This window comes from Streptomyces sp. CA-249302 (assembly GCF_050936785.1).
GTDB lineage: Bacteria > Actinomycetota > Actinomycetes > Streptomycetales > Streptomycetaceae > Streptomyces.
Genome location: NZ_JBNJMG010000001.1, coordinates 2351264 through 2375539, shown reverse-complemented (window position 1 = coordinate 2375539; position 24276 = coordinate 2351264). Strand labels below are relative to the sequence as shown.

The window sequence follows — 24276 nt, the reverse complement described above, 5'->3', positions numbered from 1 at the left end:
TGGATCAACCGGGAGAAACCGGGTGGTCCACCGATCACCACGAATGAACGACGAGGTACGGACTTCATGAACGACCACATCCACTCCGACGGCTCGGGCGCAGAGCACGACCACGGAGCGCTTGGCGATGCCGAGTACGCGGAGTTCATGGAGCTCGCCGCGGAAGAGGGCTTCGATCTCGAGGACGTCGAGGGGGCCATCGAGGCGGCCGGTCATGGGCCGCTGCCCGTGCTCGCCGTCGTCGGGCGGCCGAACGTCGGCAAGTCGACCCTCGTGAACCGGATCATCGGGCGCCGCGAGGCCGTCGTGGAGGACAAGCCCGGTGTCACCCGCGACCGGGTGACCTACGAGGCCGAGTGGTCGGGCCGCCGCTTCAAGGTCGTCGACACCGGCGGCTGGGAGCAGGACGTCCTCGGCATCGACGCCTCCGTGGCCGCCCAGGCCGAGTACGCGATCGAGGCCGCCGACGCCGTCGTCTTCGTGGTCGACGCCAAGGTCGGCGCGACCGACACCGACGAGGCGGTCGTACGACTGCTGCGCAAGGCCGGGAAGCCGGTCGTGCTGGCCGCCAACAAGGTGGACGGGCAGAGCGGCGAGGCGGACGCGGCCTACCTGTGGTCCCTCGGCCTCGGCGAGCCGCACCCTGTCTCCGCGCTGCACGGCCGCGGCACCGGCGACATGCTCGACGCCGTCCTGGAGGCCCTGCCGGACGCCCCCGAGCAGACCTTCGGCGCCGCCGGGATCGGCGGCCCGCGTCGTATCGCGCTCATCGGCCGCCCGAACGTCGGCAAGTCCTCCCTCCTCAACAAGGTGGCGAACGAGGAGCGCGTCGTCGTCAACGAGATGGCGGGCACCACCCGCGACCCGGTCGACGAGCTGATCGAACTCGGCGGCGTCACCTGGAAGTTCGTCGACACCGCCGGCATCCGCAAGCGCGTCCACCTCCAGCAGGGCGCCGACTACTACGCCTCGCTGCGCACCGCGGCAGCCGTCGAGAAGGCCGAGGTCGCGGTCATCCTGATCGACGCCTCCGAGTCCATCTCGGTGCAGGACCAGCGGATCGTGACGATGGCCGTCGACGCCGGGCGTGCGCTGGTCATCGCGTACAACAAGTGGGACACCCTCGACGAGGAGCGCCGCTACTACCTGGAGCGGGAGATCGAGACCGAGTTCGGCCAGGTGGCGTGGGCGCCGCGGGTCAACGTCTCGGCGCGCACCGGCCGGCACATGGAGAAGCTGGTCCCGGCGATCGAGACCGCGCTGGCGGGCTGGGAGACCCGGGTTCCGACGGGCCGGCTGAACGCCTTCCTCGGCGAACTCGTCGCCGCCCACCCGCACCCGATCCGCGGCGGCAAGCAGCCCCGCATCCTCTTCGGCACCCAGGCCGGCACCAAGCCCCCGCGGTTCGTGCTCTTCGCCTCCGGCTTCATCGAGGCGGGCTACCGCCGCTTCATCGAGCGCCGGCTGCGCGAGGAGTTCGGCTTCGAGGGCACGCCGATCCACATCTCGGTGCGGGTGCGCGAGAAGCGCGGCAACAAGAAGAAGTAGGCGCGGACAGCGAGAGGGCGGCCCCGGTGCGGGGCCGCCCTCTGCTGACGTCCGGGACGCCTCAGATGCCTCTGCGCGAGCCGGGTGGCAGGGCCGCCGGCACATGGTGCATGCCCGTGGGCTGCGGCCCGATGTGCCCGATCCGCTGCCACTGCGACTGCTGCCGGGCGCTGTAGGCCCCCGCGCTGTACGCACTGTAGGAGCTGCTGAACGAGCCCGGCCGGTGTCCGCCGAATGCCCCCGCGCCGTGCGGAATGCTCCCGAAGGCGGTGAAGCCCAGCTCCTCCTCGCCGCTGCGGTCACCCGGCAGCGTGCGGAAGGACTTGACGTACTCGGCGTAGAGCGCGTCGTAGATCGGCGTGGCCGATGGCCCACTCTGGAAGGAGGGGCGGAGGGGAACGTCGTATGCGTGCACGTATGTCCAAACGACCCCGCACCTGAAGAGATGCGGTTCGCGACGCTCCCCGTTGTCTTCCTCAGGTCCCCGCGAGAGGCATCGCCGCGGCGACCAACTTCCCGTTCGCGGCCGCCTTGTCGAGCGCGCCGCGCAGCAGGTCCTCGCGCGGCTGGCGCCCGATGGACCCCACCGGCGCCGCGAACATCAGCACCTGCTGGTGCTTGTTGGCGGCAGCCCGCCAGCTCTCGGTGACCTGGAGCGGCTGGTGCGCCTGCCACCAGGCGACCGGCTGGCCGCCGTTGGCGTTCGGCTGCAGCACCGCGTGCAGCTGGCCGACGGCGAGCAGTACCGACCAGCCGTGCAGCACCGGCGGCACCTCGGTGATCTCCGGGAGCGGCATGAACCCCTGCTCGATCAGCAGCGGCAGGAAGTCGTCGCCGAGTCCCGTCGCGCCGGGACGGACGATCGGGCCGGTCGGCTCGACCACCAGCGCCGGGTGCAACTCCCCGGCGATCAGGACCAGTCCGCTGGTCACGCCGAGCACCGCCTGCTCGGGTACGACCTTGTCGGGGTCGAGGTCCACGGTGTCTCCGGAGATCGAACGGACGGCCCCCTGGAGCTGCTCCTCGGTGACCTGGACGACCTGTGAGGGCAGGCAGGTGGCGTGGGCGAAGGCCAGGACGGCGGTCTCGTCGCCGATGAACAGGACGGTGCTGGTGCGCTCCTGTCCGGAGTCGCCCGGGGTGCGGCAGGACGTGCAGTCGTAGCTGCCGGGGGCGTTCTCTCCGGCGAGCAGCCGGTCGGCTTCTTCGTCGCCGATCTCGGCGCGTACCTCGTCGCTGACGTCGAGCATGCGCGGCACGGGTGGCTCCCCTCGGGAAGTGTGAACCGGGCGGGTCCCGGGCTCATGAAGAAGACAACGGGCGATCTGTGGCGAGAGTCACGCTCCAGGGCGAACGGAATCAATCCATCCAGCCCAGACCGTCACCTCGGGCACGGAATTGGTCACTCACCGTCAACTGCTTGGAAATGCAAGAGAGTTGGTTGCGTGAAGTGAGTCACAGTCAGATGGGGGCGCTGGTCGAAATATCGGGAAATCACGGAATGAAGTGGGTGGCCGGAAATCACCGCTACCCCCGGTAACGGTCAACTGGCCTGCCGCGACGGCCCGTTGGTTGTCGTCCGCCCCACCGCTCCTTAGATTCCTCGGCCGTGTGCAACGAGCACCGCTCGGGAACGTCCGTCGGCCGCACCAAGCCAGCAAGCAGCAAGACCTCCGGCGGACGGGGCGGAGCGCGAGGACCGCGCAGATGCGTGGGAGACGCGCCCCGCTCTGGGGGACCCCGGGTTGTTCGAGAGGGAACTTCATGTCCGAATGTGCCGATACCACCCGCAACAGCGCTCGTGACGACAACGCTCGCAAGACGCAGAATCGTACGACGGCGGTCCTCGCCGGGGCCGCGCTGCTCGCCGCCCCCCTCGGACTGCTCGCCGCGACCGGCAACGCCGTGGCGGCGGACGGCGGAGTGTGGGACCGCATCGCCCAGTGCGAGAGCGGCGGCAACTGGCACATCAACACCGGAAACGGCTACTACGGCGGACTTCAGTTCTCCGCCGGCACCTGGCGCGCATACGGCGGCTCGGCCTACGCGCCGACCGCCGACAAGGCCTCCAGGGAAGCGCAGATCGCGGTGGCCACCAAGGTCCAGCGCGCCCAGGGTTGGGGCGCCTGGCCCACCTGTTCGGCACGGGCCGGAGCGTACGGCAGCGCACCCGCGGCCTCCACCGGCGGCTCGGCGACCACCAAGTCGGCCCCGGCCAAGCCGGCGGCGAAGCAGTCCAAGAAGCAGACAAAGAAGGTCACCCGCGCCACGGGCCACACCAACCGCGGGGCCTCCCGGGGCGACTACACCGTCCGCGCGGGCGACACGCTCAGCAAGATCGCCGCCCGGCACGGCACCACCTGGCAGAAGCTCTACGCGGCCAACAAGGCGGTCATCGGCGGCGATCCCGACCTGATCGTGCCCGGGCAGCAGCTCGAACTCTAAGGGCGCTCCCCCCCCTGATCCGGGCACGGGGCCCCGTCCGGTCGTCCGACCGGGTGGGGCCCCTCGGCACACCGGACGCGCCGGGACGGCCGTACCGCATCGGCTGCTTAGCGTGGGCCGATGTTCCGCACGTCGATCGTCCTCGCCGCAGCCCTCCTCACGGCCCTGGTCCCCGCAACCGCGCACGCGGCTCCACCGCCGCCGGTGCCGGGCCCGGTCCTCGCGCGCGTGTCCTACGACTGCGTGCGGGACGAGTGGCCCTGGGGTGCATCGCCGAGTGCGAGAGCAGCGGGCGGTGGGACGTCGACACCGGCAACGGCTTCTACGGCGGGCTCCAGTTCTGGCCGTCCACCTGGGAGGAGTTCGGCGGTCTGAAGTACGCCCCGCGCGCGGATCTCGCCACCCGTGAGCAGCAGATCGCCGTCGCCCGCGAGGTGCTCGCCGTGCAGGGCTGGGAGGCCTGGCCGTCCTGTTCCCGGCGGTACCGGCTCAAGGGCCGCATGTACACGGTCCGGTCCGGCGACACCCTGGTATCCATCGCCGCCGAGTACGGCGTCCAGGGCGGCTGGCGGGCGCTCTACCGGGCCAACAAGGACATGATCGGCCGCCGCCCGGACCGGCTGAACCCGGGCACGCTGCTGCTCATCCCGAAGGGCTCGGCCCGCGCCCGGGAGCCGCACCGGGCCCCCGCGGTGTTCGGACCGCCGCTCTCCGCCGCCCCAGCTCGCCCGCCTCTCCGCTGAACACGACGGCCCCGCGCCGCAGTTCGTGCACGAAGACGGGTGTACGGCCGTGCAGGCCCGGTGGCAGGCGCTGCTCGGCGACGATCACGCACGCGTCGAGTCCGCTCAGCAGCTCGTACGTGCGGGCCGCGACCGCGGGCGACATGCCCTGGGCCGGTTCGTCGACGAGCACCACGCGCGCGCGTGCCAGCAGGGCGCGGGAGAGGGCGAGCATGCGCTGCTCGCCGCCGGAGAGGGTGCCGGCCCGGCGGGGGAGCAGGGGCTTGAGCTGGGGGTAGGCCTGGAGGGCGAAGTCGTGGTCCCGGGCGGCCAGTTCGAGGTTCTCGTGGACCGTGAGCGAGCCGAAGACGGCTTGGCGTTCGGGGACCATGCAGATGCCGCGGCGGGCTCGTTCGTATGCGGGCATACGGCTCACGTCGGCGCCGTCCCACACCACGGCGCCGCCGGACAGCGGCACGGTGCCGGCCAGGGCGCGCAGGGCCGTCGTACGGCCTGAGCCGTTACGGCCCAGCAGGACCGTGAGGCCCTTGGCCGGGGCGGCGATCGTGACGCCGTGCAGGGCCTCCAGGGGGCCGTAGCGCACGCGCGCGTGGCGCAGGGAGATGGTCGTGGCGGCCGTCATGGGGCGGGCTCTCTCGCGCCGAGTGTGTCCAGTACGTGGTCCGGTGGGCCGGAGGCGATGATGCGGCCGGCCGCCATGACGTGGACCACGTCGGCCAGGTCGGCCACCAGGTCGAGGTCGTGTTCCACGACGAGGAGGGCGGTGCCGTCGGCCGCGAGGGCCTTCAGGATGCGGGCCATGGCGGTGACTTCGGCGTTGTCGAGGCCGGCTGCGGGTTCGTCGAGGAGAAGGACGCGGGGGGTGCCTGCGAGGGCTCTGGCGAGTTCGACGCGGCGGAGGGTGCCGGTGGGGAGGGCCGCGGCGGGGGCGTTGCGCAGGCCGTCGAGGTTGAGGAGACGGAGGGTTCGTTCTACGGCTGCCGGGTCGGGGATGTGGCCTTGTTCTGCGCCTACCCGGACGTTATCGGCGACTGTGAGGGTGGGGAAGACGGAGAGTTGCTGGAAGGTGCGGGCGATGCCGAGGCGGGTGCGGGCGTGGGCGGGGAGGTGGGTGATGTCGCGGTCGGCGAAGTGGATGTGGCCGGTGGTGGGGCGGAGGGTGCCGGCCAGGCAGTGGAAGAGGGTGCTCTTGCCTGCGCCGTTGGGGCCGATGATGGCGGTGACCTGGGCGGGGTGGACGGTGAGGTCGACTCCGTCGAGGGCGGTGAAGCCGTTGTAGCGGGCGTGGAGGTGGTGGGCTGTGAGGGCGGGCCGGCCTTCGGCCGGATTTGTTTTCCCACCCGCACCACCCGTGACGCTTTCGTGGTCGGGTGCGGGTGGCCCTGGTGGGTGTGGCCCGCCGTCGGCGGCTGCGGGTCGGGTTTGCGCTTGGGCGGTTGCGGGTCGGGTTCGCGCTTGGGCGGTTGTGGGTTCAGTGGCCTCGGATGGTTCCGTCGGCCTCAGCCTCGCCCGCACCCGTGCCCCCACCTCCGTCAGTTCGGCCCTTCTCCTCAGGCGCAGTCGGCCCGCCGCCGTGCGCAGCGCCTCGTACGGGCCCCCGGGGAAGCGGCCCACCAGTACCGCCAGTACGCCGATCAGGGCCGCCGCCACCCCGCCCCTCGCGCCCGCGTCCAGGCCCACCAGAAGGGCTGCCGCCAGTAGTGCTCCCAGTGTGCTGTCCGCGCCCAGGACCACCACCGCCGCGAACCACAGCAGGCTGCGTACGGGGTCGTAGGCGCTCGGGTCGAAGGCTCGTACTCCCATCGCGAGCATTCCGCCGCCCAGGGCGGCCAGCGCGGCGCCCGCCACGAAGGCCAGTAGTTTCAGGGACGGGACCCGGACGCCGGTCGCCGACGCTCCTGCCTCGTGGTCCCGCATCGCGGCCAGCGCGCGGCCCGTGCGGCCCCGGCGGAGGGCTCGGGTGGCCAGCAACGCGACCGTCAGCAGGGCCAGTTCGAGGACGTAGTAGGCGTGGTCTCCGTCGAAGCCCGCCGGGCGGTCCAGGGACAGGCCCGACGTGGCGTACGGCTGGGCGAAGACGAAGCGGCTCACCCCGACGCCGACCGCGAAGGTCGCGAGGGCCAGGGCCAGGCCCTGGCGGCTGATCGCCGGCCAGCCGGTGAGGAGGCCCAGGGGGGCCACCAGGATCACCGCCAGGGCGAGGGCCGCGAGTTCGGGGAGGCGGGGAAGGCCCGGGAAGCGGCCTGCCGCCAGGAGGGCCGTGAACAGGGCGCCCAGGCCCGCGTAGGCCGCCTGGCCGAGGGAGATCTGGCCGCCGCGGCCCGTCACCACGACCAGGGACAGGAGGACCACGCCGAGGGCCGGGACCTGGACCGACGTGTGGAGGTCGGAGCCCGCGAAGCCCAGGGGGAGGAGGAAGAGGACGATCGCCACGATCCAGGCGCCGGGGGGCGTGGGGACGCGCGCGGTGGCCGTGCGGGGCAGGGCGTCCCGGGTGCCGATGCGGGGGAGGGCCAGCGCCGTCACCAGGAGGGCCACCACGAACAGGTTGGCGCCCACCGCCTGGAGCAACGGTTCGGCCCAGCCCGACGGGTGCAGGCGCGTCAGCTGGCTCTGCGCGACCCCGATGGCGAGGGCCACGAGGACGGCGACCGGCAGGCTGCGCATGCGGGCGGCCACCGCTACCGCCACGACCTCCATGACCAGCAGCGGGAGCCCGTACGGGTCGAGGCGTACGTACGGTGCCAGGAGCACGCCCGTCAGGCCCGCCGTGAACGACCCGAAGGCCCAGCCGGCCGCGGCCACCCGGTCCGCGTCGATCCCGCCGAGCACGGCGAGTCCGCGGTCGTCCACCACGGCCCGCAGTTCCCGCCCGAACCGCGTCCAGCGGATGACCATGCCGACCCCGGCCGCCAAGACGAGGACGACGGTCAGTTGGCCCCAGGGGTCGTCCGACACCAGTTCCGGAGCGTCGTCCCGGGCGCCCTGGCCCCAGAGCAGCGCCGCCCCGCCGACCAGGAGCACGAAGACCCCGATCGACGCGACCAGGGTCTGCGCCGGATCGCTGCCCAGGACGGCCAGGGGGCGGAAGACGAAGCGTTCCAGCGCGACGCCGATCGCCGGGGCCAGGAGGACGAGCGTGACCGTTGCCGCGAGCCACGGCGGCCAGCCCCACTCGACCACGCACTGCCGCAGCACGTACGCGCACACCATGGCGATCGCGCCGTGCGCGAAGTTGAGCACGCCGGTCGCGCGGTACGTCACGATCAGGCCGATTCCGGTGAGCGCGGCGGCGCTGCCGACGGAGAGACCGGCCAGGGTGAGGTCGTACGTGAGGGAGGACATCGGGGACGTCAGCCGGTTTCCTCGGCGGGGTCGCAGATGGGGCACGGGCCCAGCTCGCCGCTGGTCAGGAGCTTGGCGTCGACCGGGACCGCCTCCACCTTGCCGGCGACCAGCGGGCAGTCCGCGCGGTGCCACAGGGTGCCTCCCGGCACCATCAGCAGGTCCCCGCTGACCGCCAGGGGGATCGCGGCCACCTGCCCGGACTCCTCGGCGTCGGCGGGCTCCGCGGCGACCAGCAGGCCGTACAGCTCCTCCACGCGCGCGGCGGCGAGGGCGCCCCGGCCATGGGTGAGCAGGACCGCGCCGGCGACGATCAGGGCCGCGCCCGGGACGGTGCAGGAGGCGAGGTAGGGGAGCTGGCGCTCGGCGTAGCGCTCGCCGGAGACGCCGTACCAGCCGATGACGCACAGCACCGCGCCCGCGGCGAGCGCGGCCCAGCCGGCCCACAGCACGGGGTGCACGGTCCGCAGTCGGCCTGTCCGCATCGTTGGCTCCTCGTCCGTTCACACACGTCGTGTGTCTGTCCATGTCAGCCAATGGCTTGCACTATGCCTTCTGGAAGCTGACCCTGAAAGCACCGGGCGCACCTTGCCCGGACCGACACCCGGTGGTGAGCCAATTGGTTCTCGGGAGCGACCTCAGGCGGGGGACGGCCGGACGGGGTGCGGTGGTCGTCGCAGCCCTTGTCGTCGTCCTTGTGGCGTGCAGCGACGACAGCGGTGGAGGGAGTTCCGGCCCACCGCCCACGCCGACCGTGGAGAAGCCGACGACCAGCGCGCCGGCCACCGCGCCCGCCGATCCGGCCGCGGCGAAGCAGCAGGTCACGGAGAACTGGCAGAAGTTCTTCGATCCGAAGACGTCCCTGGCCGAGAAGCAGAAGGTGCTGGAGAACGGCACGAAGATGGCGCCCGTGCTGAAGGCCTTCAGCGGGGACAAGCGGGGCGGGCAGGTGCAGGCGAAGGTCCAGAAGATCGAGTTCACCTCGCCGACCCAGGCGACCGTCACCTACGCGCTGACCCTGAACGGCGCCACCGCCCTGCCGAACGCCTCCGGGACCTCCGTCGAGCAGGACGGCACCTGGAAGGTGTCCGTCAACACCCTGTGCGCGCTGGTCCAGCTGAGCGGCGATGCGTCGGGCTCGCCCGCAGCGGGCTGCTGAGGCCGCCGCCGCGGTGCTGCTGCTCGCGCTGGGCACGGCCTGCGGCAGCCGCCTCCCGGAGAGCGACTTCGAGCACGGAGGGCGGACCGCCACGCCCACCAGCGGTACGCCGATTCGTGTCGGCATCGTCACCAGCGCCACCAGCCCGGTCGGCGGCGACACCTTCACCGGCCCCCGCGACGGCGCCAAGGCGTACTTCGACCGCCTCAACGCGCGCGGGGGCATCGACGGTCACCCCGTCGAGGTGCACGAGTGCGACGACGGCGGCAGCGGCGTCGGCGACAACACGTGCGTGCAGAGGCTGATCGAGGAGGACAAGGTGGTCGCCCTGGTCGCGACCACCGCCCTCGACTACGCGGGCGCCTCCCGTGTCTCCGACGCCCGCGTGCCCGACGTCGGCGGCCAGCCCATCGGCGCCGCCTACGACACCTGGCCGCACCTGTACGGCATCTACGGCAGCCTGGCGCCCAGGAACGGCACCCCCGGCTGGGACGGGAAGCTGTACGGCGGCACGGAGGTCTACCGCTACTTCAAGCGCGAGCAGGGCGCCCGTACGGCCGCCGTGGTGTCGTACAACCAGGCCTCCTCCGCCGCTTACGCCCGCCTTGTCGAGCAGGGGCTGAAGGCGGAGGGCTACAAGGTGGTCACCGAGCAGGTCGACTTCGCGCTGCCCAACTTCCGTGCCGTCGCGGCCGACCTGAAGGAACAGGGCGCCGACCTGGTCTTCGACGCCATCGACACACACGGCAACGCCCAGCTGTGCAAGGCGATGGACCAGGTCGGCGCCAAGGTCATCGCCAAGGTGACGAACGTACAGAACTGGACCTCCACCGTCCCCGAGGACTACAAGGACTCGCCGCGCTGCCGCAACGCCCTCTGGGCGACCGGCTCCAGCCGGAACTTCGACGACACGGACGACGCGGCCGTACGGGAGTTCCGGGACGCCACGAAGGGGCTGAAGACGCATTCCCAGTGGCAGTTGGAGGGCTGGGCGGCGGCGATGTGGTTCACGGACGCGGCGAAGTCGTGTGCGAAGAGCGGCGTCACGCGCGCGTGCGTGGACGGCTTCATGAACCGCAGCGAGAACTACACCGCCGACGGTCTGCTGGTTCCCGTCGTCTTCCAGCGGCTGGCCGAGCCACCGAAGACCCGCAGGACGTGTCTGTCGGTGGCCCGTTGGCAGGACGGCAAGGGGTGGGTCGCACAAGGGGACATGGACCACACCTGTTTCGATGTGCCGCAGCTGCCGTACGCCCCCTGATAGACACATGACCATGCTGGAGACCTCGGCCCGACTGCTGCGCCTGCTCTCGCTCCTCCAGGCCCACCGCGAGTGGTCCGGCGCCGACCTCGCCGACCGGCTCGGTGTCACCGCGCGCACGGTCCGCCGGGACGTGGACCGGCTGCGCGAGCTCGGCTACCCGGTCAACGCCAGCCCGGGCACCGGCGGCGGCTACCAGCTGGGCGCGGGTGCCGAGCTGCCGCCGCTGCTCCTTGACGACGACGAGGCTGTCGCTGTGGCCGTCGGCCTGCGCACGGCCGCCGGGCAGGGCATCGAGGGCATCGGCGAGACCTCCGTACGCGCCCTCGCCAAGCTGGAGCAGGTGCTGCCGAGCAGGCTCCGCCGACGCGTCGGCGCCCTCAACGCCTTCACCGTGCCGATGTTCCGCGGCCCCCAGCCCTCCGCCGTCGACCCGGCCGTCCTCACCGAACTCGCCAACCTCTGCCGGGACTCCGAGCGCCTCCGCTTCGAGTACAGCGACCACGGGGGCTCCACCACCCGCCGTACCGTCGAACCCCACCGCCTGGTCTGCACCGAGCGCCGTTGGTACCTGGTCGCCTGGGACCTGGACCGCGACGACTGGCGTACCTTCCGGGTCGACCGCGTCACCCCGAAGCCGCCGCACGGCCCGCGCTTCGCCCCGCGCACACCGCCCGCCGAGGACCTCGCCGCGTATGTCTCGAAAGGCGTCTCCACGCGCGCGTACGCCTCGCACGCGGTCGTGCGGCTGCTCGTGCCCATCGAGCAGGCCGCCGAGCGGATCTCGCCGAGCGCCGGGCAGCTGGAGGCGGACGGCCCCGGCGCCTGTCTGCTGCGCACCGGGGCGGCGAGCCTCGACGTGATGGTCATTCACGTGATGCTGATGGGCTTCGAGTTCGAGGTGCTGGAGCCCGCCGAGCTGACCGAGTCGATCAGGACGGCTCGTGACCGGCTGTCTCGCGCTCTGGCGCGGAGTCCGCGGGAATCGCGCCGTACTCCGGATGGTGCAGGTCGAACGCCGGGGACTCGGAGCGGATCTTCGGCAGTGACGTGAAGTTGTGCCGCGGGGGCGGGCAGGAGGTCGCCCACTCCAGGGAGCGGCCGTAGCCCCAGGGGTCGTCGGTGTCGACCTTCTCGCCGTACTTGGCGGTCTTCCAGACGTTGTAGAGGAACGGCAGCGTCGACATGCCGAGCAGGAACGCGCCGATCGTCGAGACGGTGTTGAGGGCCGTGAAGCCGTCGGCGGCCAGGTAGTCGGCGTACCGGCGGGGCATGCCCTCCGCGCCGAGCCAGTGCTGCACCAGGAACGTGGTGTGGAAGCCGACGAACAGCGTCCAGAACTGGATCTTCCCGAGCCGCTCGTCGAGCATCTTCCCGGTGAACTTGGGCCACCAGAAGTAGAAGCCACCGAAGATCGCGAAGACGACCGTGCCGAACACGACGTAGTGGAAGTGCGCGACCACGAAATAGGTGTCGGAGACGTGGAAGTCCAGCGGCGGCGAGGCCAGGATCACCCCGGTCAGACCGCCGAACAGGAACGTCACCAGGAAGCCCGTGGCCCACAGCATCGGCGTCTCGAAGGACAGCGAGCCCTTGAGCATCGTGCCGGTCCAGTTGAAGAACTTCACGCCCGTCGGGACCGCGATCAGGAAGCTCATGAAGGAGAAGTACGGCAGCAACACCGCGCCGGTGACGAACATATGGTGCGCCCACACCACCACCGACAGACCGGTGATCGCCATCGTCGCGCCGACCAGCGTCAGATAGCCGAAGATCGGCTTGCGGCTGAAGACCGGGATGATCTCCGAGATGATGCCGAAGAACGGCAGCGCGATGATGTACACCTCGGGATGGCCGAAGAACCAGAACAGGTGCTGCCACAGGATCGCCCCGCCGTTGGCCGCCTCGAAGACCTGCGAGCCGAACCGCCGGTCGGCCTCCAGGACCAGCAGCGCCGCCGCCAGGACCGGGAACGCCATCAGGATCAGGATCGACGTGAACAGCGTGTTCCAGGTGAAGATCGGCATCCGGAACATCGTCATGCCGGGGCAGCGCATCCCGATGATCGTGGTGATGAAGTTGACCGCGCCGAGGATCGTGCCGAAGCCCGCCAGCGCGAGCCCCATGATCCACAGGTCGGGGCCGATCCCCGGTGAGTGCACCGGGCTGTTGAGCGGCGCGTAGGCGAACCAGCCGAAGGCGGCCGGGCCGCCCGGCACCAGCAGCGAGCCCAGCACGATCAGACCGCCGAACAGGAACAGCCAGTACGACAGCATGTTGAGGCGCGGGAACGCGACGTCGGGCGAGCCGATCTGCAGCGGCATCAGCTCGTTGGCGAAGCCCGCGAAGCTCGGGGTCGCGAAGAGCAGCAGCATGATCGTGCCGTGCATCGTGAACAGCTGGTTGAACTGGTTGTTGTCCACGAGCTGCAGCCCCGGCCGGGCGAGTTCGGCCCGCATCAGCAGCGCCATCACCCCGCCGGCCAGGAAGAACAGGAACGACGTGATCAGGTAGAGATGCCCGATCTTCTTGTGGTCGGTGGTGGTCAGCCAGTCCACGATCAGCCGGCCGTGCCGCCTCTTCGGTACGGGTCGCGCCCAGGTCTCCATGGTCTCGGTCCCCATCACGTCATGATGCTCGCGCCGCCGCGCGCTCCGACAGGGTGCGTGCGGGGGTTCTGTGCTCGAACCGTGTATTTCTCATGCGGCGTCAGCTCCCGCGGACCCGCGCCGAATCGGCCGGGAAAGCATTCCCGGCGGCGTCCCGGCGCAGTTCTCACGGCACTTTCCGACGGGGTATTCGACAAGCCGTCGCGACACGCGGGAATTACGTTCGAAAGCGTGCGTAAGGCCTACGCAACCGCCCGTCCGTGTGACGGAGAGCGGTCGAAACCCGTGTCGTGATCCTGTGACAGAAGCGTGACCGGAGAGGGACGCGTGACGTGTGGGAACAGGCCGGACTTCCCCGCCCGCGGGGCAGGGCCTAGCGTGGCCGCATGGCACCGATTCCCACTCCGCAGGCGGAGCCCCAGGACAGTCCGGAGTCGTACGTCGGCCTCGACGCGGCCGGCGCCGAGCGGCGCGCGCGAGAGCGCGGCTGGCAGACGGTGCGCTCGCTGCCGCCGGGGGCGATCATCACGATGGAGTACCGCACGGGCCGGCTGAACTTCGAGGTGAAGGACGGCCGCGTGGTGCGGTCCTGGAAGGGCTGAACCGGTTGATACGGGACGAAGGCCCCGGTTCCTGTGACAGGAACCGGGGCCTTCGTCGTGCGGGGGTTGGCTGTGCGTACCGGACCCCGCTGCTTCGGTGGCGTCAGCCGCCCGTGAGAGGGCGGGCCGGCGCCGGCGTGCCGCGTGGCACGCGGTCCGAGTGGGGTGGTCTCCGGCTGCCGACGGGAGTGACCGGCGTGCGCTCCGAGCGGGCCAGGTGCGGGCCCGGGGCCAGGTGGACCGGCGCTCGCGGGGAGCGGGCCGCGGGCTCGCGCGGCGCGGACTCCTCCTGCGCGGGCGTACGCGGCTTGAGCAGCACCGGCGTACCGACCGGGGCCGGGGCGGTGGCGTCGCCACGGGCGCGCCAGCGGTCGCGGAGGTCGAAGAGCCCGACCTCGGCGCGGGCGATCAGCGGCTCGCACCACGGGAGGGCGAGCAGGACCAGCAGACCGGCGGCCCAGCCGAGGAGCACGTCGCTCAGCCAGTGCGTACCGAGGTACACGGTGGCCATCCCGACGCCGAGCGAGGTGAGTGCGGAGATCGCGGACAGCCAGCGGCGGGCTCTCGGGGTGGAGGCGAGATAGGCCAGGATTCCCCAGGTCACGACGGCGTTGGCGGTGTGGCCGCTGGGAAATATATCGCCGCCCAGACCCATCTCGTTCGAGCCGATGGTGGTCGCGTAGTGCGGGCCGAGGCGGCCCATGCCGAGCTTGGCGGCGCCGACCGTTATGTTCAGCAGCAGCAGCGAGGCGCCCAGGGTGAGCAGCGGACGCAGGGTGTGCTGCCGCCAGGAGCGCCAGCCCAGCCAGGCCGCGACCATCACCGCGGTCGGGCCGCGCTGGCCGAGGACGACGTAGTAGTCGACGAACCAGTGGATTCCCTGCCACTGCTGGTACGGCCGGAAGAACATGACCTGCCAGTCCAGGCGGACCAGCCACGAGGTGGTCACCACGGCCCACACGATCGCCAGGTAGAACGCCAGGGTTCCGGTCAGCAGCGCCACCCGGTGCCGGCTCATCTTCGGCACGTCGATGAGGGCCGGTCGTTCCGGCTCCCTGTCGAGTCTGGCGAACACCCGGTCCAGACGGGTGAGCCTTCGTTCGGTACGCACCCAATCGACGTTACAGCGAGTGAGCTCGGTACCCGGTCGAATCAGCGGCTTTGTGATGACGATGTGATGTGGGATTCCTCTCAGGTGGGGGTTTATTTCCTAGGAATCCGCAATGCGCGGTGCGACCCTCCTTCAATTCCTTTGATCATTCTGGGAATCTGTTTTATGGGACTTATGAATTCGTTCACCGAATGATGGGGTGGATTTACCCGGCCGGTCACGGCGGACCGGAGCCGTTCAGCCAGAACGCTCCGTACACGGCCGACGCCACCGCGACACCGCCCACCACCAGCGCCGACCTGGAGGTACGCAGCCGGGACAGGGGCAGGGCGAGCGGCAGCAGCAGCGGGAAGGCGGGCAGCAGCAGGCGCGGTTTCGAGCCGAAGTAGCTCGACGCGCACAGCGCGAGCGCGGTGACCGCACCCGCGTACACCAGCAGCGGGAGCGGCTGGCGCTGCCGCACGCAGACGACGTACAGCCAGACCACGAGGCCGACCCCGACGATGATCCCGACGCCCGCGAGGGCGCCCGGGAACGACGTGAACCTGTCGGCGACGAAGCGGGCGAAGGCGGCGCCGCCGTCGAAGCCGTTGCGCCAGCCCGCCTGGACGTCGAGATAGCCCAGGGGGCCCTTGCCGGTGCGGTGGCCGACCCACAGGACGTAGCCCGCGGCGCCCAGGGGGGCCAGGAGCAGCGCTAGGGCGCGTCGCGCGGCCGAGGAGGCGCCCGGCGCGTCCGGGGCGCTCACGGCCGCCTCGACGCGCTCCCCGGGGCCGTCTCCGGCCGGCGCGGGGGCGCGTCCGCCCGCGTGGGCGCCGTCCGGGTCCGCCGCGCTTCGCTCCCGCACGAAAGAGGTGATCCCGGCGACCCAGACGGCCGCCACGACGGCCAGCCCGACCGGCCGGGTCAGCCCCGCGAGCGCGGCCAGCGCGCCCGCCGTCAGCCAGCGGCCCGTCAGCACCGCGTACAGCGACCACGCGGCCAGCGCGGTGAACAGCGACTCGCTGTACGCCATCGACTGCACGATCCCGACGGGCAGTACGGCCCACACCAGCACCGCGCAGACCCCCGCCCGGCGGCCGTACACGTGCTCCGCGACCGCGAAGATCCCCCAGGCCGCCGCGAGCGAGGCGAGCAGGCTCACCGCGAAGCCCGCGTCGGCGTACGACAGCGGGGTGACGGCGTGCAGCAGCCGCTCCAGCCAGGGCAGCAGCGGGAAGAAGGCGAGGTTCGAGTGGACGTCGCCGTTCGGCAGCCGGACCTGGTAGCCGTAGCCCAGCTCGGCGACCCTGACGTACCACAGCGAGTCCCAGCGGGCCGTCAACAGCGTGTACGCGCTCTTGCCGCGCGCCGCGCTCCACAGGGCCAGCACGAGCAGGCCCAGGGCGCGCACGGCCGCGTACCCGAGGAGGGCCGGGGCCGCGCGGCGCAGGGCGGTGCCGCGGGGTGGCGCCACGCGCGTCGCAAGATCGGTCACGGGCTCGATTATCGACCGCTCGCGGAACCGGGCGTCCGGTCGGGGCGTGGTCGCAGGTGAGGGGGAGTGGCGTACGCCACACCAGTTCCGTACCAGTCTGAGAGGTCCGCCACGTGACCGTGGCGCGAACTCGCGTACGCTGACGTGTCACTCGCCTTCGTTGCGCGGGCCGGAGACCACCGCTCCTCTCCGGCCGAGATCACGGGGAGTCCCCACCCCGTGTGCCCGCCGACCGCGAGGGAACATCTGGGAGGTACGTACATGTCCGGGACGACCACGGCCGCCACTGCGCTACGCCGTCGGGCGGCCGGGGCCGGTGCCAACCGCTGGGTCGTCCTCGTCGTCCTCTGTACGAGCCTGCTGCTGGTCGCGGTCGACGCGACCGTGCTGCACGTGGCCGTGCCCGCCGTCACCGAGGACCTCAAGCCCGGCGCGATAGAGCTGCTCTGGATCGTCGACATCTACCCGCTCGTCTGCGCCTCGCTGCTGATCCTCTTCGGCACGCTCGGCGACCGGGTCGGCCGCAGACGGATCCTGCTGCTCGGATACGCCCTCTTCGGCGTCGCCTCCGGTCTGGCCGCCCTCGCCCACGACCCCCAGGTGCTGATCCTGGCGCGGGCGCTGCTCGGCGTCGGCGGCGCGATGATCATGCCCGCGACGCTGTCGATCCTGCGCCAGGTCTTCCCCGACCGACGGGAACGGGCCCTCGCGATCGGCGTGTGGAGCGCCGTGGCCGCGGTGGGCGCGGCCGTCGGACCGCTCCTCGGCGGCTTCCTCCTCGAACACTTCTGGTGGGGCTCGGTCTTCCTCGTCAACATCCCGCTGATGCTGGTCAGCCTCCCGGTGGGCCGTCTTCTGCTGCCGGAGTCACGGGGCGCGGGCGACGGCCCCTGGGACGTCACCGGCGCCCTGATGGCGGCGGCCGGCCTGTTCGGCGTCGTCCTGGGCGTGAAACGGCTCGGCGGCGGAGAGGCCCCGACGGGTGTGTTCACCCTCGGGTCGCTGCTCCTCGGCGCGGTGCTCCTGGTTCTCTTTGTACGACGTCAACGGCGGCGCACGCATCCGCTGGTGGACCTCGGCATGTTCGCCCGGCCGGCGTTCTCCACCGCCGTCGGCTGCATCGTGCTGGCGATGCTGGCCCTGGTCGGCCTGGAGCTGATCGCGGCCCAGTATCTGCAACTGGTCCTGGAACTCTCCCCGTTGGAGACCGGTCTACGGCTGCTGCCGCTGACCTTCGCCGCGATGGCGGCCGGGCTGGCGGGCGCGCGCATGCTGCGTCGCTTCGGCCCGCGCCGGATGGTCTGCTTCGGCTTCTCCCTGACGGCCGGCGCGGTGGTCCTGATGACCGCGATGGGCAGCTCGGACAACACGGGACTGCTGGTGTCCGGCTTCGTACTGCTCGGCTTCGGCCTGGAGACCACGCTCTTCGGGGCGTACGAGTCCATGCTGAGCGAGGCCCCGCCGGAGCAGGCGGGCGGCGCGGCCGCGATCGGCGAGACCTCGTACCAGCTGGGTGCGGGCATCGGCATCGCGCTCCTCGGCAGCGTGATGAACGCGGCGTACGCGCCCGGGCTGAAGTCCGTGCCCGGCGTTCCGGCGTCGGCGTCCGCCTCGGCCGGGCACTCGCTGGGCGAGGCCTACGACGTCGCCGACCACCTGAGCGGCCCGGTCGGCGTCGCCCTGCGCCGGGCGGCCCGCGACTCCTTCGTGCACGGCCTGCACGTGACCCTGCTGGTCAGCGCGGGGCTGCTGGTGCTGGGCGCGGTGATGGCGCTGCGCCTGCCGCGGACGATGCAGTGCGGGGAGGTCGTGGGGCCGGTGGAGCTGCCGGCACCCCGGGAGGTGGCGGAGTCCCGCGTCTCGGCCTGACCTTCGATCCGCGCTCCGGTTCTCAGCCGTAACTAGCGGTGCTAGTTTCGTGGTATGTCTTCGTCCTCGAAACTGCCGCCGTTCGACCCCGCCGACCCCCTCGGCATCGACGACCTGCTGGAAGCGGAAGACCTGGCCATCAGGGACACCGTGCGCAGCTGGGCGGCGGACCGGGTGCTGCCGTATGTCGCCGAGTGGTACGAGAGCGGCGAGCTGCCCGGGATCCGCGAACTCGCCCGTGAGCTGGGCGGGATCGGTGCACTCGGCATGTCGCTCAGCGGGTACGGGTGCGCGGGCGCCAGCGCCGTGCAGTACGGCCTCGCCTGTCTCGAACTCGAGGCCGCCGACTCCGGGATCCGGTCCCTGGTCTCCGTGCAGGGCTCCCTCGCCATGTACGCCATCCACCGCTTCGGCAGCGAGGAGCAGAAGCAGACCTGGCTGCCCCGCATGGCCGCCGGCGAGGTCATCGGCTGCTTCGGGCTGACCGAGCCCGACCACGGCTCCGACCCCGCCTCGATGCGCACGTATGCCAAGCGCGACGGCGGGGACTGGATTCTCAACGGCCGCAAGATGTGGATCACCAACGGCTCCGTCGCCGGCGTCGCCGTCGTCTGGGCGCACACCGACGACGGCATCCGCGGCTTCGTCGTCCCCACCGACAGCCCCGGCTTCTCCGCCCCCGAGATCAAGCACAAGTGGTCGCTGCGGGCGAGCGTGACGAGCGAGCTGGTCCTCGACGACGTGCGGCTGCCGGCCGATGCCGTACTGCCGGAGGTCGTCGGGCTCAAGGGTCCGCTGAGCTGTCTGTCCCACGCCCGGTACGGGATCGTGTGGGGCGCGATGGGCGCGGCCCGCAGCTGTTTCGAGACCGCCGTCGAATACGCGAGGACGCGGGAGCAGTTCGGGCGGCCGATCGGGGGCTTCCAGCTCACCCAGGCCAAACTCGCCGACATGGCGGTCGAACTGCACAAGGGGATTCTGCTCGCCCATCACCTGGGGCGCCGCATGGACGCCGGCCGCCTGCGTCCCGAGCAGGTCAGCTTCGGCAAGCTCAACAACGTACGGGAGGCCATCGACATCTGCCGGACCTCACGGACCATCCTCGGTGCCAACGGGATCTCGCTCGAATACCCCGTCATGCGGCACGCCACCAACCTCGAGTCGGTGCTGACGTACGAAGGCACCGTCGAGATGCACCAGCTCGTGCTGGGCAAGGCGCTCACCGGACTCGACGCGTTCCGGTAAAGCCTCCGACAACCCTGCGCGGGGGCAGGGCCGGTGAGCGGCCCTGCCTCAGCTCTGGTTGAAGAAACCGTCCTCCCGGCGCGCGGCCGGCTCTCCGCTGACGATCTCCGTGTTGGCCGGGGTCAGCAGGAAGACACGGGTCGCGACCCGCTCGATGGTGCCGCGCAGGCCGAAGGTCAGCCCGGCCGCGAAGTCCACGACACGCTTGGCGTCGGTGGCCTCCATGGCCGTGAGGTTCACGATGACCGGCACGCCCTCGCGGAACAGCTCGCCGATGGCGCGCGCGTCCCGGAAGCTGTCCGGGGTCACCGTGCCGATCCGGCGGCCCTTCTCCTCGGCGACGTCCGTGGCCACCTTGACCCGCGGGTCGGTGACCCAGGCATCCCCGGGCTGCTCGGTCCCTTCGGAGTAGTCGTCGTCGTAGTAACGCTCGTCATCGTTGTCGTCGACGAGGCCAAGCCAGGCACTCGCCTTGCGTACCGATCCCATGGACGCCTCCTCTCACAGCGGTCTCTCTTGCTCTTCGCATCCCTATGGTCATCCATGATGCGGATCGCGCGCCAAGTGGATAGACGCCGCGCGGGGGGTTTGTGACGGTACTGGTGCACAGCGAATACGTCGAGAGCCCGGATACCCCAAGGGTCGTGCAGTACACCGCTGCTGACTGTGAGTGAAATATGATTCTTCGCGGCGTACGGGTGAGTATCGGTCCGTACGGGTGAACGGGGTGGTCGTTACGATGCTGCAGCTCAACGCAGTGTCAGGAGCGCTACGGATCACGGGGGATGGTCATGTTCGGAATCGTCAGGCCCTGCCGTCACCGGCTCGGAGAAAATCTCAAGACCCAGTGGATGGCGCATTTGTGCGGGCTGTGCCTCGCGCTGCGCAAGGATCACGGCCAGTTCGCCAGAGTCGTCACGAACTACGACGGCCTGCTCATATCGGTTCTGACGGAGGCTCAGGCGGGGAAGGCGGGCGGCCGGCGGCGCAAGGCGGGCCCTTGTCCACTGCGCGGGATGCGTACAGCGTCCGTCGCCCAGGGTGAGGGTGCGCGGCTCGCGGCCGCCGTGTCTCTGGTGCTCGCCTCGGCCAAGGTGCGTGACCATGTGGCCGACGGGGACGGGCTACTGGCCCGCAGGCCGGTGGCGGTCGCGGCGCGCCGGGTGGCCGCGAGCTGGGGTGCGGCCGGGGCCCGTACCGGATCCGACGTCGGATTCGATACGGCGGTGCTGGTCGACGCGGTGGAACGGCAGGCCGGCGTCGAGGCGCTGGCCGGGCCCGGGACGTCGGTGCTGACGGTCACCGAGCCGACCGAGACCGCGACGGCGGCCGCCTTCGCGTACACCGCGGTGCTGGCCGGGCGGCCGGGGAACGCCGAGCCGCTCGCCGAGGCGGGGCGGTTGTTCGGGCGGCTCGCGCATCTGCTGGACGCCGTGGAGGACGGGGAGGCCGACGCGGCGGCCGGGGCGTGGAATCCGCTCACGGGGACCGGCACTTCACTCGCCGAGGCGCGGCGGCTGGCCGACGACGCGGTGCGGGGGATCCGGCTCGCGCTGCGGGAGGTGGAGTTCGCGGACGGGAAGTTGGCGCACCGGCTGCTCGTGCACGAACTGCCCACGTCCGTCGACCGGGCCTTCGGCGGCGCGTCGTGCGCGCACGGGAGCCGGGCGACCGGGCCGACGCTCGCGGGACCGTACGCGCCACCCGGCGGCCCCTTCGGCCCGCCGCCCCCGCAGCCGCCCCGACGGGACCGCCGCGGGCTGCTGGCGGGGTGCGCGGTGTGGGCGGGGCTGGCCTGTACGTGCCAGATGTGCTGCGGCGAGTACGAGGATCCGTGGAGCCGTGACCGCAAGGACGGGCTGTGCAAGGGCACGGACTGCGGCGACTGTTGTGACTGCTGTTCGTGTTGCGACTGCGATTGCTGCGACGGTTGCGATTGCTGCGACTGCGGCTGCGACTGCTGAGCCGCCTACCGAGGGTGTCGTATACGGGATACGGCGGGTCCGTCGGCCACCTGGCGGTTCCCGGAGATCCTGTTTCCGCAACGTAAAACAAAAACATGATCCGGTGACCGGTGCCTCGTGAGCTTCGTTGGGCGGGAGCAGAACCATTTCTGCCCCTGTCCCAACTCGCCCCCATATAAGGCACCTCAGTGGACGTCACAGCAAAAGCGACCACCAGCATCCGCACCAGGCTGCTGAGGATCCTGATCCTCGCCCTGGCGGTACTGCTGGCGCTGCTCGGCCTCGCGGCCGCCGATCAGATCTCCGCCTACCGCAACGCCGCCGCCACGCAGGGCAACGCGCGACTGGAGATCACCCTCCAGGGCCTCGTGCACCAGTTGCAGAAGGAGCGCGGCCTCACCACCGGATACGTGGGCGGAGTCTGGCAGTTCAAGGCCAAGCTGCCCGCCCAGCGCAAGGCCACCGACACCGCGCGCACCGAGCTCGGCACAGCATTGAAGGGCCGCGACGACAGCGCCGCCGACTCCGTGCGCGAGTCCCTCGGACGGCTCGACGGACTCGCCGGGATCCGCGGCCACGCCGACGACCACACCGGCGTCGTCAAGGACACCTTCGACTACTTCACCACCACGATCACCGTCCTCGACCGGCTCGACCTCGGCCTCGACGAGGTGCACGACGGCACCCTGCGCAACGCCTACCAGTCCCTCCAAGTACTGGGCAACGCGAAGGAGTTCATGGGCGAGGAGCGAGCGATCGTGCTCGGCTCGGTGCGCGCCCGGGGCGGCCGGTTCCGCGGTGACGACTACAGCCGCTTCATGCAGATCAGGGCCGGCCGGCTCGCCGCCCTCGCCGTCTTCCCGCGCACGGCCACCGGCGCGCAGGAACGGCGCCTGGACGCGGGCCTGACCACGCCGGACGCGGAGCGCGCCTTCGCCTACGAGAGCGCCGCGGTGCACGGCGCGGGGCGGCTGAGCTCCCGCGACATCCCGCCCATGGCCTGGTGGGACGCGACCACCTCGACCATCAACGGGCTCCGGGACGTACAGATCGGGCTCGGCGCGGACGTCGAGAACCGCGCCACCGCACTGGAGAGTGACGCCCAGCGCGACCTGCTCCTGTTCGTGCTGCTCGCCCTCGCCACCGTCGGCGCGCTCGGCGCCCTCGCCCTCGACTGCGTCCGCTCCGTCTCCACACCGCTGGCCGAACTCGCCCAGCAGGCACGGGAGATGGCCGGAGAGCGGCTGCCGCGAGCGGTGGCCGCCGTGCAGCACGGCGGCTCCGGGCAGAGCCCCGAGGCGCCGGCCCCGCTCGTCCTGCCGGGCCGGGCGGGCGCCGAGGTCCGGGACGTCGCCGAGGCCTTCGACCGGGTGCAGCGCTCCGCCTTCGAACTCGCCACCGAACAGGCCGTACTGCGGCGCAACGCCACCGACTCGCTGGTCAGCCTCGGCCGTCGCAACCAGAACCTGGTACGCCGTCAGATCAGCTTCATCAACAAGCTGGAGCACGAGGACGCCGACCCGGCGACGCTGGCCAACCTCTTCGAACTCGACCACCTGGCCACCCGGATGCGCCGCAACGCCGAGAGCCTGCTCGTGCTCGCCGGGGAGTCCAGCCCCCGGCCCTGGGCCACCCCGCTGGCCGTCACGGACGTGCTGCGGGCCGCGCTGGCCGAGGTCGAGGAGTACCGCCGGGTCACCCTGCGGCGCATCGAGCCCGTCCACGTCACCGGCTCGGTCGTCTCCGAAGTCGCCCATCTGCTCGCCGAGTTGGTCGAGAACGCGCTGAGCTTCTCGCCGCCGGACTCCGACGTGGAGATCGAGGGGCGGCGGACCAGCGCCGGGTACCTGGTCGCGATCGTCGACCACGGCCTCGGCATGGACGCCCAGGCGCTCGCCGAGGCGAACGTACGGCTGTCCGGCACGGCCAGCTTCATGGCCGAACCCACCCGGTTCCTCGGCCACTTCGTGGTCGGCGCCCTCGCCCGCAAGTGCGGCATCGAGGTACGGCTGGGCGAGGCGCCGGCGGCCGGTGTGGTGGCCCGGGTGCTGATCCCGGCAGCACTGCTGACGGATGCTCCGCAGGGGAAGGCGGCGGAGGTCGCGGTGCCTGCGCCACGTGAGGAACGGCCAGTGGTCGAGGGCGAGTTGGCGGCCGTCGCCGCCGAAGCGGGGGAGAGCGCAAAGGTGAGCGAGAGCAAAGGCGCGGGCGCCAAGGGCACTTCGGCGGCCCGTACCCGTAACGGACTGGTCAAACGGCCGCAGCGCAGTGCCATCTCGGACGCCGTCAGCGAGACCGACCGGCCCGGGCGTCCGGCGCCCGCCGGGCCCACGACCGAGCGCAGCCCCGAGGAGGTCTCCGGGATGCTCGCCACCTTGCGCAGTGCGCACATGCGGGGCGGGATCAGCGTGGAGAAGGAGAAGCAGCAGAAGGCCGAGAAGCAGGGCGAGGGTGACGCCAAGTGACCACCGTCGACGCCCACAGCGAGTCCCGGACCTTCAACTGGCTGCTCGCCAACTTCGTCAAGAGCACCGACGGCGTACGGGACGCGGTCGCCGTCTCCTCCGACGGGCTGCTGATCGCCGTGTCCGACGGGCTCGGGCGGACCGAGGCCGACCATCTCGCCGCGATCGTGTCGGGGCTCAGCGGTCTGGCGCGCAGCGCGTCCCGGCGGTACGGCTTCGACGGGGTCAAGCTCATCATGATCGAGATGGGGCGCGGATTCCTGCTCGTCTCCGCGATCCGGGACGGCAGCTGTCTCGGTGTGCTCGCCGACAGCAGCGGTGAACTGGGCCTCGTCGGCTACGAGATGGCCGTGCTCGCGGAACGGGCCGGCGATCTGCTCACGCCGGCGCTCATCGCCGATCTGCGGCAGGCGCTGCCGCGGTGAACGACGGG

Annotated in this window: 20 protein-coding genes and 1 pseudogene; 12 read left to right on the top strand and 9 right to left on the bottom strand. The window is 71.4% G+C overall.

Annotation, left to right across the window (positions count from 1 at the left end; genetic code table 11):
• The first annotated feature begins 66 nt into the window (after nucleotides 1–66).
• Complete coding sequence (der, locus tag ACQEWB_RS10655) at nucleotides 67–1548, top strand: ribosome biogenesis GTPase Der (RefSeq protein WP_432829458.1); 1482 nt, start codon at nucleotides 67–69, stop codon at nucleotides 1546–1548.
• Nucleotides 1549–1609: 61 nt separating this feature from the next.
• Here the strand turns inward: der and ACQEWB_RS10650 are convergent, their stop codons facing one another.
• Together ACQEWB_RS10650 and ACQEWB_RS10645 are read right to left on the bottom strand one after the other, a co-directional pair.
• Nucleotides 1610–1963 carry a hypothetical protein gene (locus ACQEWB_RS10650; protein ID WP_432829456.1) on the bottom strand — a complete coding sequence of 118 codons (354 nt, stop codon included), beginning with the start codon at nucleotides 1961–1963 and terminating at the stop codon, nucleotides 1610–1612.
• Nucleotides 1964–2024: 61 nt separating this feature from the next.
• Nucleotides 2025–2807 (bottom strand): hypothetical protein, encoded by a 783-nt coding sequence (locus ACQEWB_RS10645; RefSeq protein ID WP_432829454.1) that lies wholly within the window; start codon nucleotides 2805–2807, stop codon nucleotides 2025–2027.
• A gap of 505 nt (nucleotides 2808–3312) precedes the next feature.
• On the opposite strand from ACQEWB_RS10645, the gene ACQEWB_RS10640 reads away from it, so the two are divergent.
• Both ACQEWB_RS10640 and ACQEWB_RS10635 read left to right on the top strand, forming a co-directional pair.
• The gene (locus ACQEWB_RS10640; RefSeq protein ID WP_432829452.1) at nucleotides 3313–3993 is read left to right on the top strand and encodes a transglycosylase family protein; all 681 of its coding nucleotides are present in this window, start codon (nucleotides 3313–3315) and stop codon (nucleotides 3991–3993) included.
• A 254-nt stretch (nucleotides 3994–4247) separates the two neighbouring features.
• Complete coding sequence (locus ACQEWB_RS10635; RefSeq protein WP_432829450.1) at nucleotides 4248–4736, top strand: transglycosylase family protein; 489 nt, start codon at nucleotides 4248–4250, stop codon at nucleotides 4734–4736.
• Here the strand turns inward: ACQEWB_RS10635 and ACQEWB_RS10630 are convergent.
• Genes ACQEWB_RS10630 through ACQEWB_RS10620 form a run of 3 tightly spaced genes read right to left on the bottom strand, consistent with a single transcriptional unit; the run spans nucleotide 4636 to nucleotide 8566 of the window.
• Nucleotides 4636–5358, bottom strand: coding sequence for an ATP-binding cassette domain-containing protein (locus ACQEWB_RS10630; protein ID WP_432829448.1), 723 nt, complete (start codon nucleotides 5356–5358; stop codon nucleotides 4636–4638). The genes ACQEWB_RS10635 and ACQEWB_RS10630 overlap by 101 nt on opposite strands.
• Nucleotides 5355–8081: an ABC transporter permease subunit gene (locus ACQEWB_RS10625; RefSeq protein ID WP_432829446.1), complete on the bottom strand. Its 2727-nt coding sequence runs from the start codon at nucleotides 8079–8081 to the stop codon at nucleotides 5355–5357. The genes ACQEWB_RS10630 and ACQEWB_RS10625 overlap by 4 nt, the downstream gene beginning before the upstream one ends.
• Nucleotides 8082–8089: 8 nt before the next feature.
• Nucleotides 8090–8566: a hypothetical protein gene (locus tag ACQEWB_RS10620; RefSeq protein WP_432829444.1), complete on the bottom strand. Its 477-nt coding sequence runs from the start codon at nucleotides 8564–8566 to the stop codon at nucleotides 8090–8092.
• A 122-nt stretch (nucleotides 8567–8688) separates the two neighbouring features.
• On the opposite strand from ACQEWB_RS10620, the gene ACQEWB_RS10615 reads away from it, so the two are divergent.
• From ACQEWB_RS10615 to ACQEWB_RS10605, 3 genes are read left to right on the top strand one after another with little or no spacing between them, the layout of a single operon-like run.
• The gene (locus ACQEWB_RS10615) at nucleotides 8689–9240 is read left to right on the top strand and encodes a hypothetical protein (RefSeq protein WP_432829442.1); all 552 of its coding nucleotides are present in this window, start codon (nucleotides 8689–8691) and stop codon (nucleotides 9238–9240) included.
• The gene (locus ACQEWB_RS10610; RefSeq protein WP_432829440.1) at nucleotides 9209–10501 is read left to right on the top strand and encodes an ABC transporter substrate-binding protein; all 1293 of its coding nucleotides are present in this window, start codon (nucleotides 9209–9211) and stop codon (nucleotides 10499–10501) included. Before ACQEWB_RS10615 ends, ACQEWB_RS10610 begins: the two co-directional genes overlap by 32 nt.
• Before the next feature lie 13 nt (nucleotides 10502–10514).
• Nucleotides 10515–11555, top strand: coding sequence for a helix-turn-helix transcriptional regulator (locus tag ACQEWB_RS10605; protein ID WP_432843738.1), 1041 nt, complete (start codon nucleotides 10515–10517; stop codon nucleotides 11553–11555).
• A 1-nt stretch (nucleotide 11556) separates the two neighbouring features.
• On the opposite strand, the pseudogene ctaD reads toward ACQEWB_RS10605, so the two are convergent.
• Nucleotides 11557–13110, bottom strand: a pseudogene (gene ctaD, locus ACQEWB_RS10600) (aa3-type cytochrome oxidase subunit I); the annotation flags it as partial.
• Between the two features lie 386 nt (nucleotides 13111–13496).
• On the opposite strand from ctaD, the gene ACQEWB_RS10595 reads away from it, so the two are divergent.
• Nucleotides 13497–13712: an I78 family peptidase inhibitor gene (locus ACQEWB_RS10595; RefSeq protein WP_432829438.1), complete on the top strand. Its 216-nt coding sequence runs from the start codon at nucleotides 13497–13499 to the stop codon at nucleotides 13710–13712.
• A gap of 103 nt (nucleotides 13713–13815) precedes the next feature.
• Here the strand turns inward: ACQEWB_RS10595 and ACQEWB_RS10590 are convergent, their stop codons facing one another.
• Nucleotides 13816–14823 (bottom strand): phosphatase PAP2 family protein, encoded by a 1008-nt coding sequence (locus ACQEWB_RS10590; protein WP_432829436.1) that lies wholly within the window; start codon nucleotides 14821–14823, stop codon nucleotides 13816–13818.
• A gap of 217 nt (nucleotides 14824–15040) precedes the next feature.
• Complete coding sequence (locus ACQEWB_RS10585) at nucleotides 15041–16300, bottom strand: glycosyltransferase family 39 protein (RefSeq protein WP_432829434.1); 1260 nt, start codon at nucleotides 16298–16300, stop codon at nucleotides 15041–15043.
• Nucleotides 16301–16561: 261 nt separating this feature from the next.
• On the opposite strand from ACQEWB_RS10585, the gene ACQEWB_RS10580 reads away from it, so the two are divergent.
• Together ACQEWB_RS10580 and ACQEWB_RS10575 are read left to right on the top strand one after the other, a co-directional pair.
• Nucleotides 16562–18169 carry an MFS transporter gene (locus ACQEWB_RS10580; RefSeq protein ID WP_432829432.1) on the top strand — a complete coding sequence of 536 codons (1608 nt, stop codon included), beginning with the start codon at nucleotides 16562–16564 and terminating at the stop codon, nucleotides 18167–18169.
• A 54-nt stretch (nucleotides 18170–18223) separates the two neighbouring features.
• Nucleotides 18224–19414 carry an acyl-CoA dehydrogenase family protein gene (locus tag ACQEWB_RS10575; protein WP_432829430.1) on the top strand — a complete coding sequence of 397 codons (1191 nt, stop codon included), beginning with the start codon at nucleotides 18224–18226 and terminating at the stop codon, nucleotides 19412–19414.
• 48 nt (nucleotides 19415–19462) lie between these two features.
• On the opposite strand, the gene ACQEWB_RS10570 is transcribed toward ACQEWB_RS10575, so the two are convergent.
• Nucleotides 19463–19903, bottom strand: coding sequence for a cell division protein SepF (locus tag ACQEWB_RS10570; protein WP_432829428.1), 441 nt, complete (start codon nucleotides 19901–19903; stop codon nucleotides 19463–19465).
• A gap of 302 nt (nucleotides 19904–20205) precedes the next feature.
• Here ACQEWB_RS10570 and ACQEWB_RS10565 point away from each other — a divergent pair, with 302 nt between their 5' ends.
• The 3 genes from ACQEWB_RS10565 to ACQEWB_RS10555 all read left to right on the top strand — a co-directional run bounded on the left by ACQEWB_RS10565 (nucleotide 20206) and on the right by ACQEWB_RS10555 (nucleotide 24268).
• Nucleotides 20206–21378: a DUF5685 family protein gene (locus ACQEWB_RS10565; RefSeq protein ID WP_432829426.1), complete on the top strand. Its 1173-nt coding sequence runs from the start codon at nucleotides 20206–20208 to the stop codon at nucleotides 21376–21378.
• A gap of 188 nt (nucleotides 21379–21566) precedes the next feature.
• Complete coding sequence (locus ACQEWB_RS10560; protein WP_432829424.1) at nucleotides 21567–23843, top strand: sensor histidine kinase; 2277 nt, start codon at nucleotides 21567–21569, stop codon at nucleotides 23841–23843.
• Nucleotides 23840–24268: a roadblock/LC7 domain-containing protein gene (locus ACQEWB_RS10555; RefSeq protein WP_432829422.1), complete on the top strand. Its 429-nt coding sequence runs from the start codon at nucleotides 23840–23842 to the stop codon at nucleotides 24266–24268. Before ACQEWB_RS10560 ends, ACQEWB_RS10555 begins: the two co-directional genes overlap by 4 nt.
• Nucleotides 24269–24276 lie beyond the last annotated feature (8 nt).

What these genes read in the sequence shown, in the direction of transcription:
- der (WP_432829458.1), top strand. Translation starts at nt 67, where the DNA reads ATGAACGACCACATCCACTCCGACGGCTCGGGCGCAGAGCACGACCAC.
- ACQEWB_RS10640 (WP_432829452.1), top strand. Translation starts at nt 3,313, where the DNA reads ATGTCCGAATGTGCCGATACCACCCGCAACAGCGCTCGTGACGACAAC.
- ACQEWB_RS10630 (WP_432829448.1), bottom strand. Translation starts at nt 5,358, where the DNA reads ATGACGGCCGCCACGACCATCTCCCTGCGCCACGCGCGCGTGCGCTAC.
- ACQEWB_RS10625 (WP_432829446.1), bottom strand. Translation starts at nt 8,081, where the DNA reads ATGTCCTCCCTCACGTACGACCTCACCCTGGCCGGTCTCTCCGTCGGC.
- ACQEWB_RS10620 (WP_432829444.1), bottom strand. Translation starts at nt 8,566, where the DNA reads ATGCGGACAGGCCGACTGCGGACCGTGCACCCCGTGCTGTGGGCCGGC.
- ACQEWB_RS10610 (WP_432829440.1), top strand. Translation starts at nt 9,209, where the DNA reads ATGCGTCGGGCTCGCCCGCAGCGGGCTGCTGAGGCCGCCGCCGCGGTG.
- ACQEWB_RS10605 (WP_432843738.1), top strand. Translation starts at nt 10,515, where the DNA reads ATGCTGGAGACCTCGGCCCGACTGCTGCGCCTGCTCTCGCTCCTCCAG.
- ACQEWB_RS10595 (WP_432829438.1), top strand. Translation starts at nt 13,497, where the DNA reads ATGGCACCGATTCCCACTCCGCAGGCGGAGCCCCAGGACAGTCCGGAG.
- ACQEWB_RS10580 (WP_432829432.1), top strand. Translation starts at nt 16,562, where the DNA reads ATGTCCGGGACGACCACGGCCGCCACTGCGCTACGCCGTCGGGCGGCC.
- ACQEWB_RS10575 (WP_432829430.1), top strand. Translation starts at nt 18,224, where the DNA reads ATGTCTTCGTCCTCGAAACTGCCGCCGTTCGACCCCGCCGACCCCCTC.
- ACQEWB_RS10570 (WP_432829428.1), bottom strand. Translation starts at nt 19,903, where the DNA reads ATGGGATCGGTACGCAAGGCGAGTGCCTGGCTTGGCCTCGTCGACGAC.
- ACQEWB_RS10565 (WP_432829426.1), top strand. Translation starts at nt 20,206, where the DNA reads ATGTTCGGAATCGTCAGGCCCTGCCGTCACCGGCTCGGAGAAAATCTC.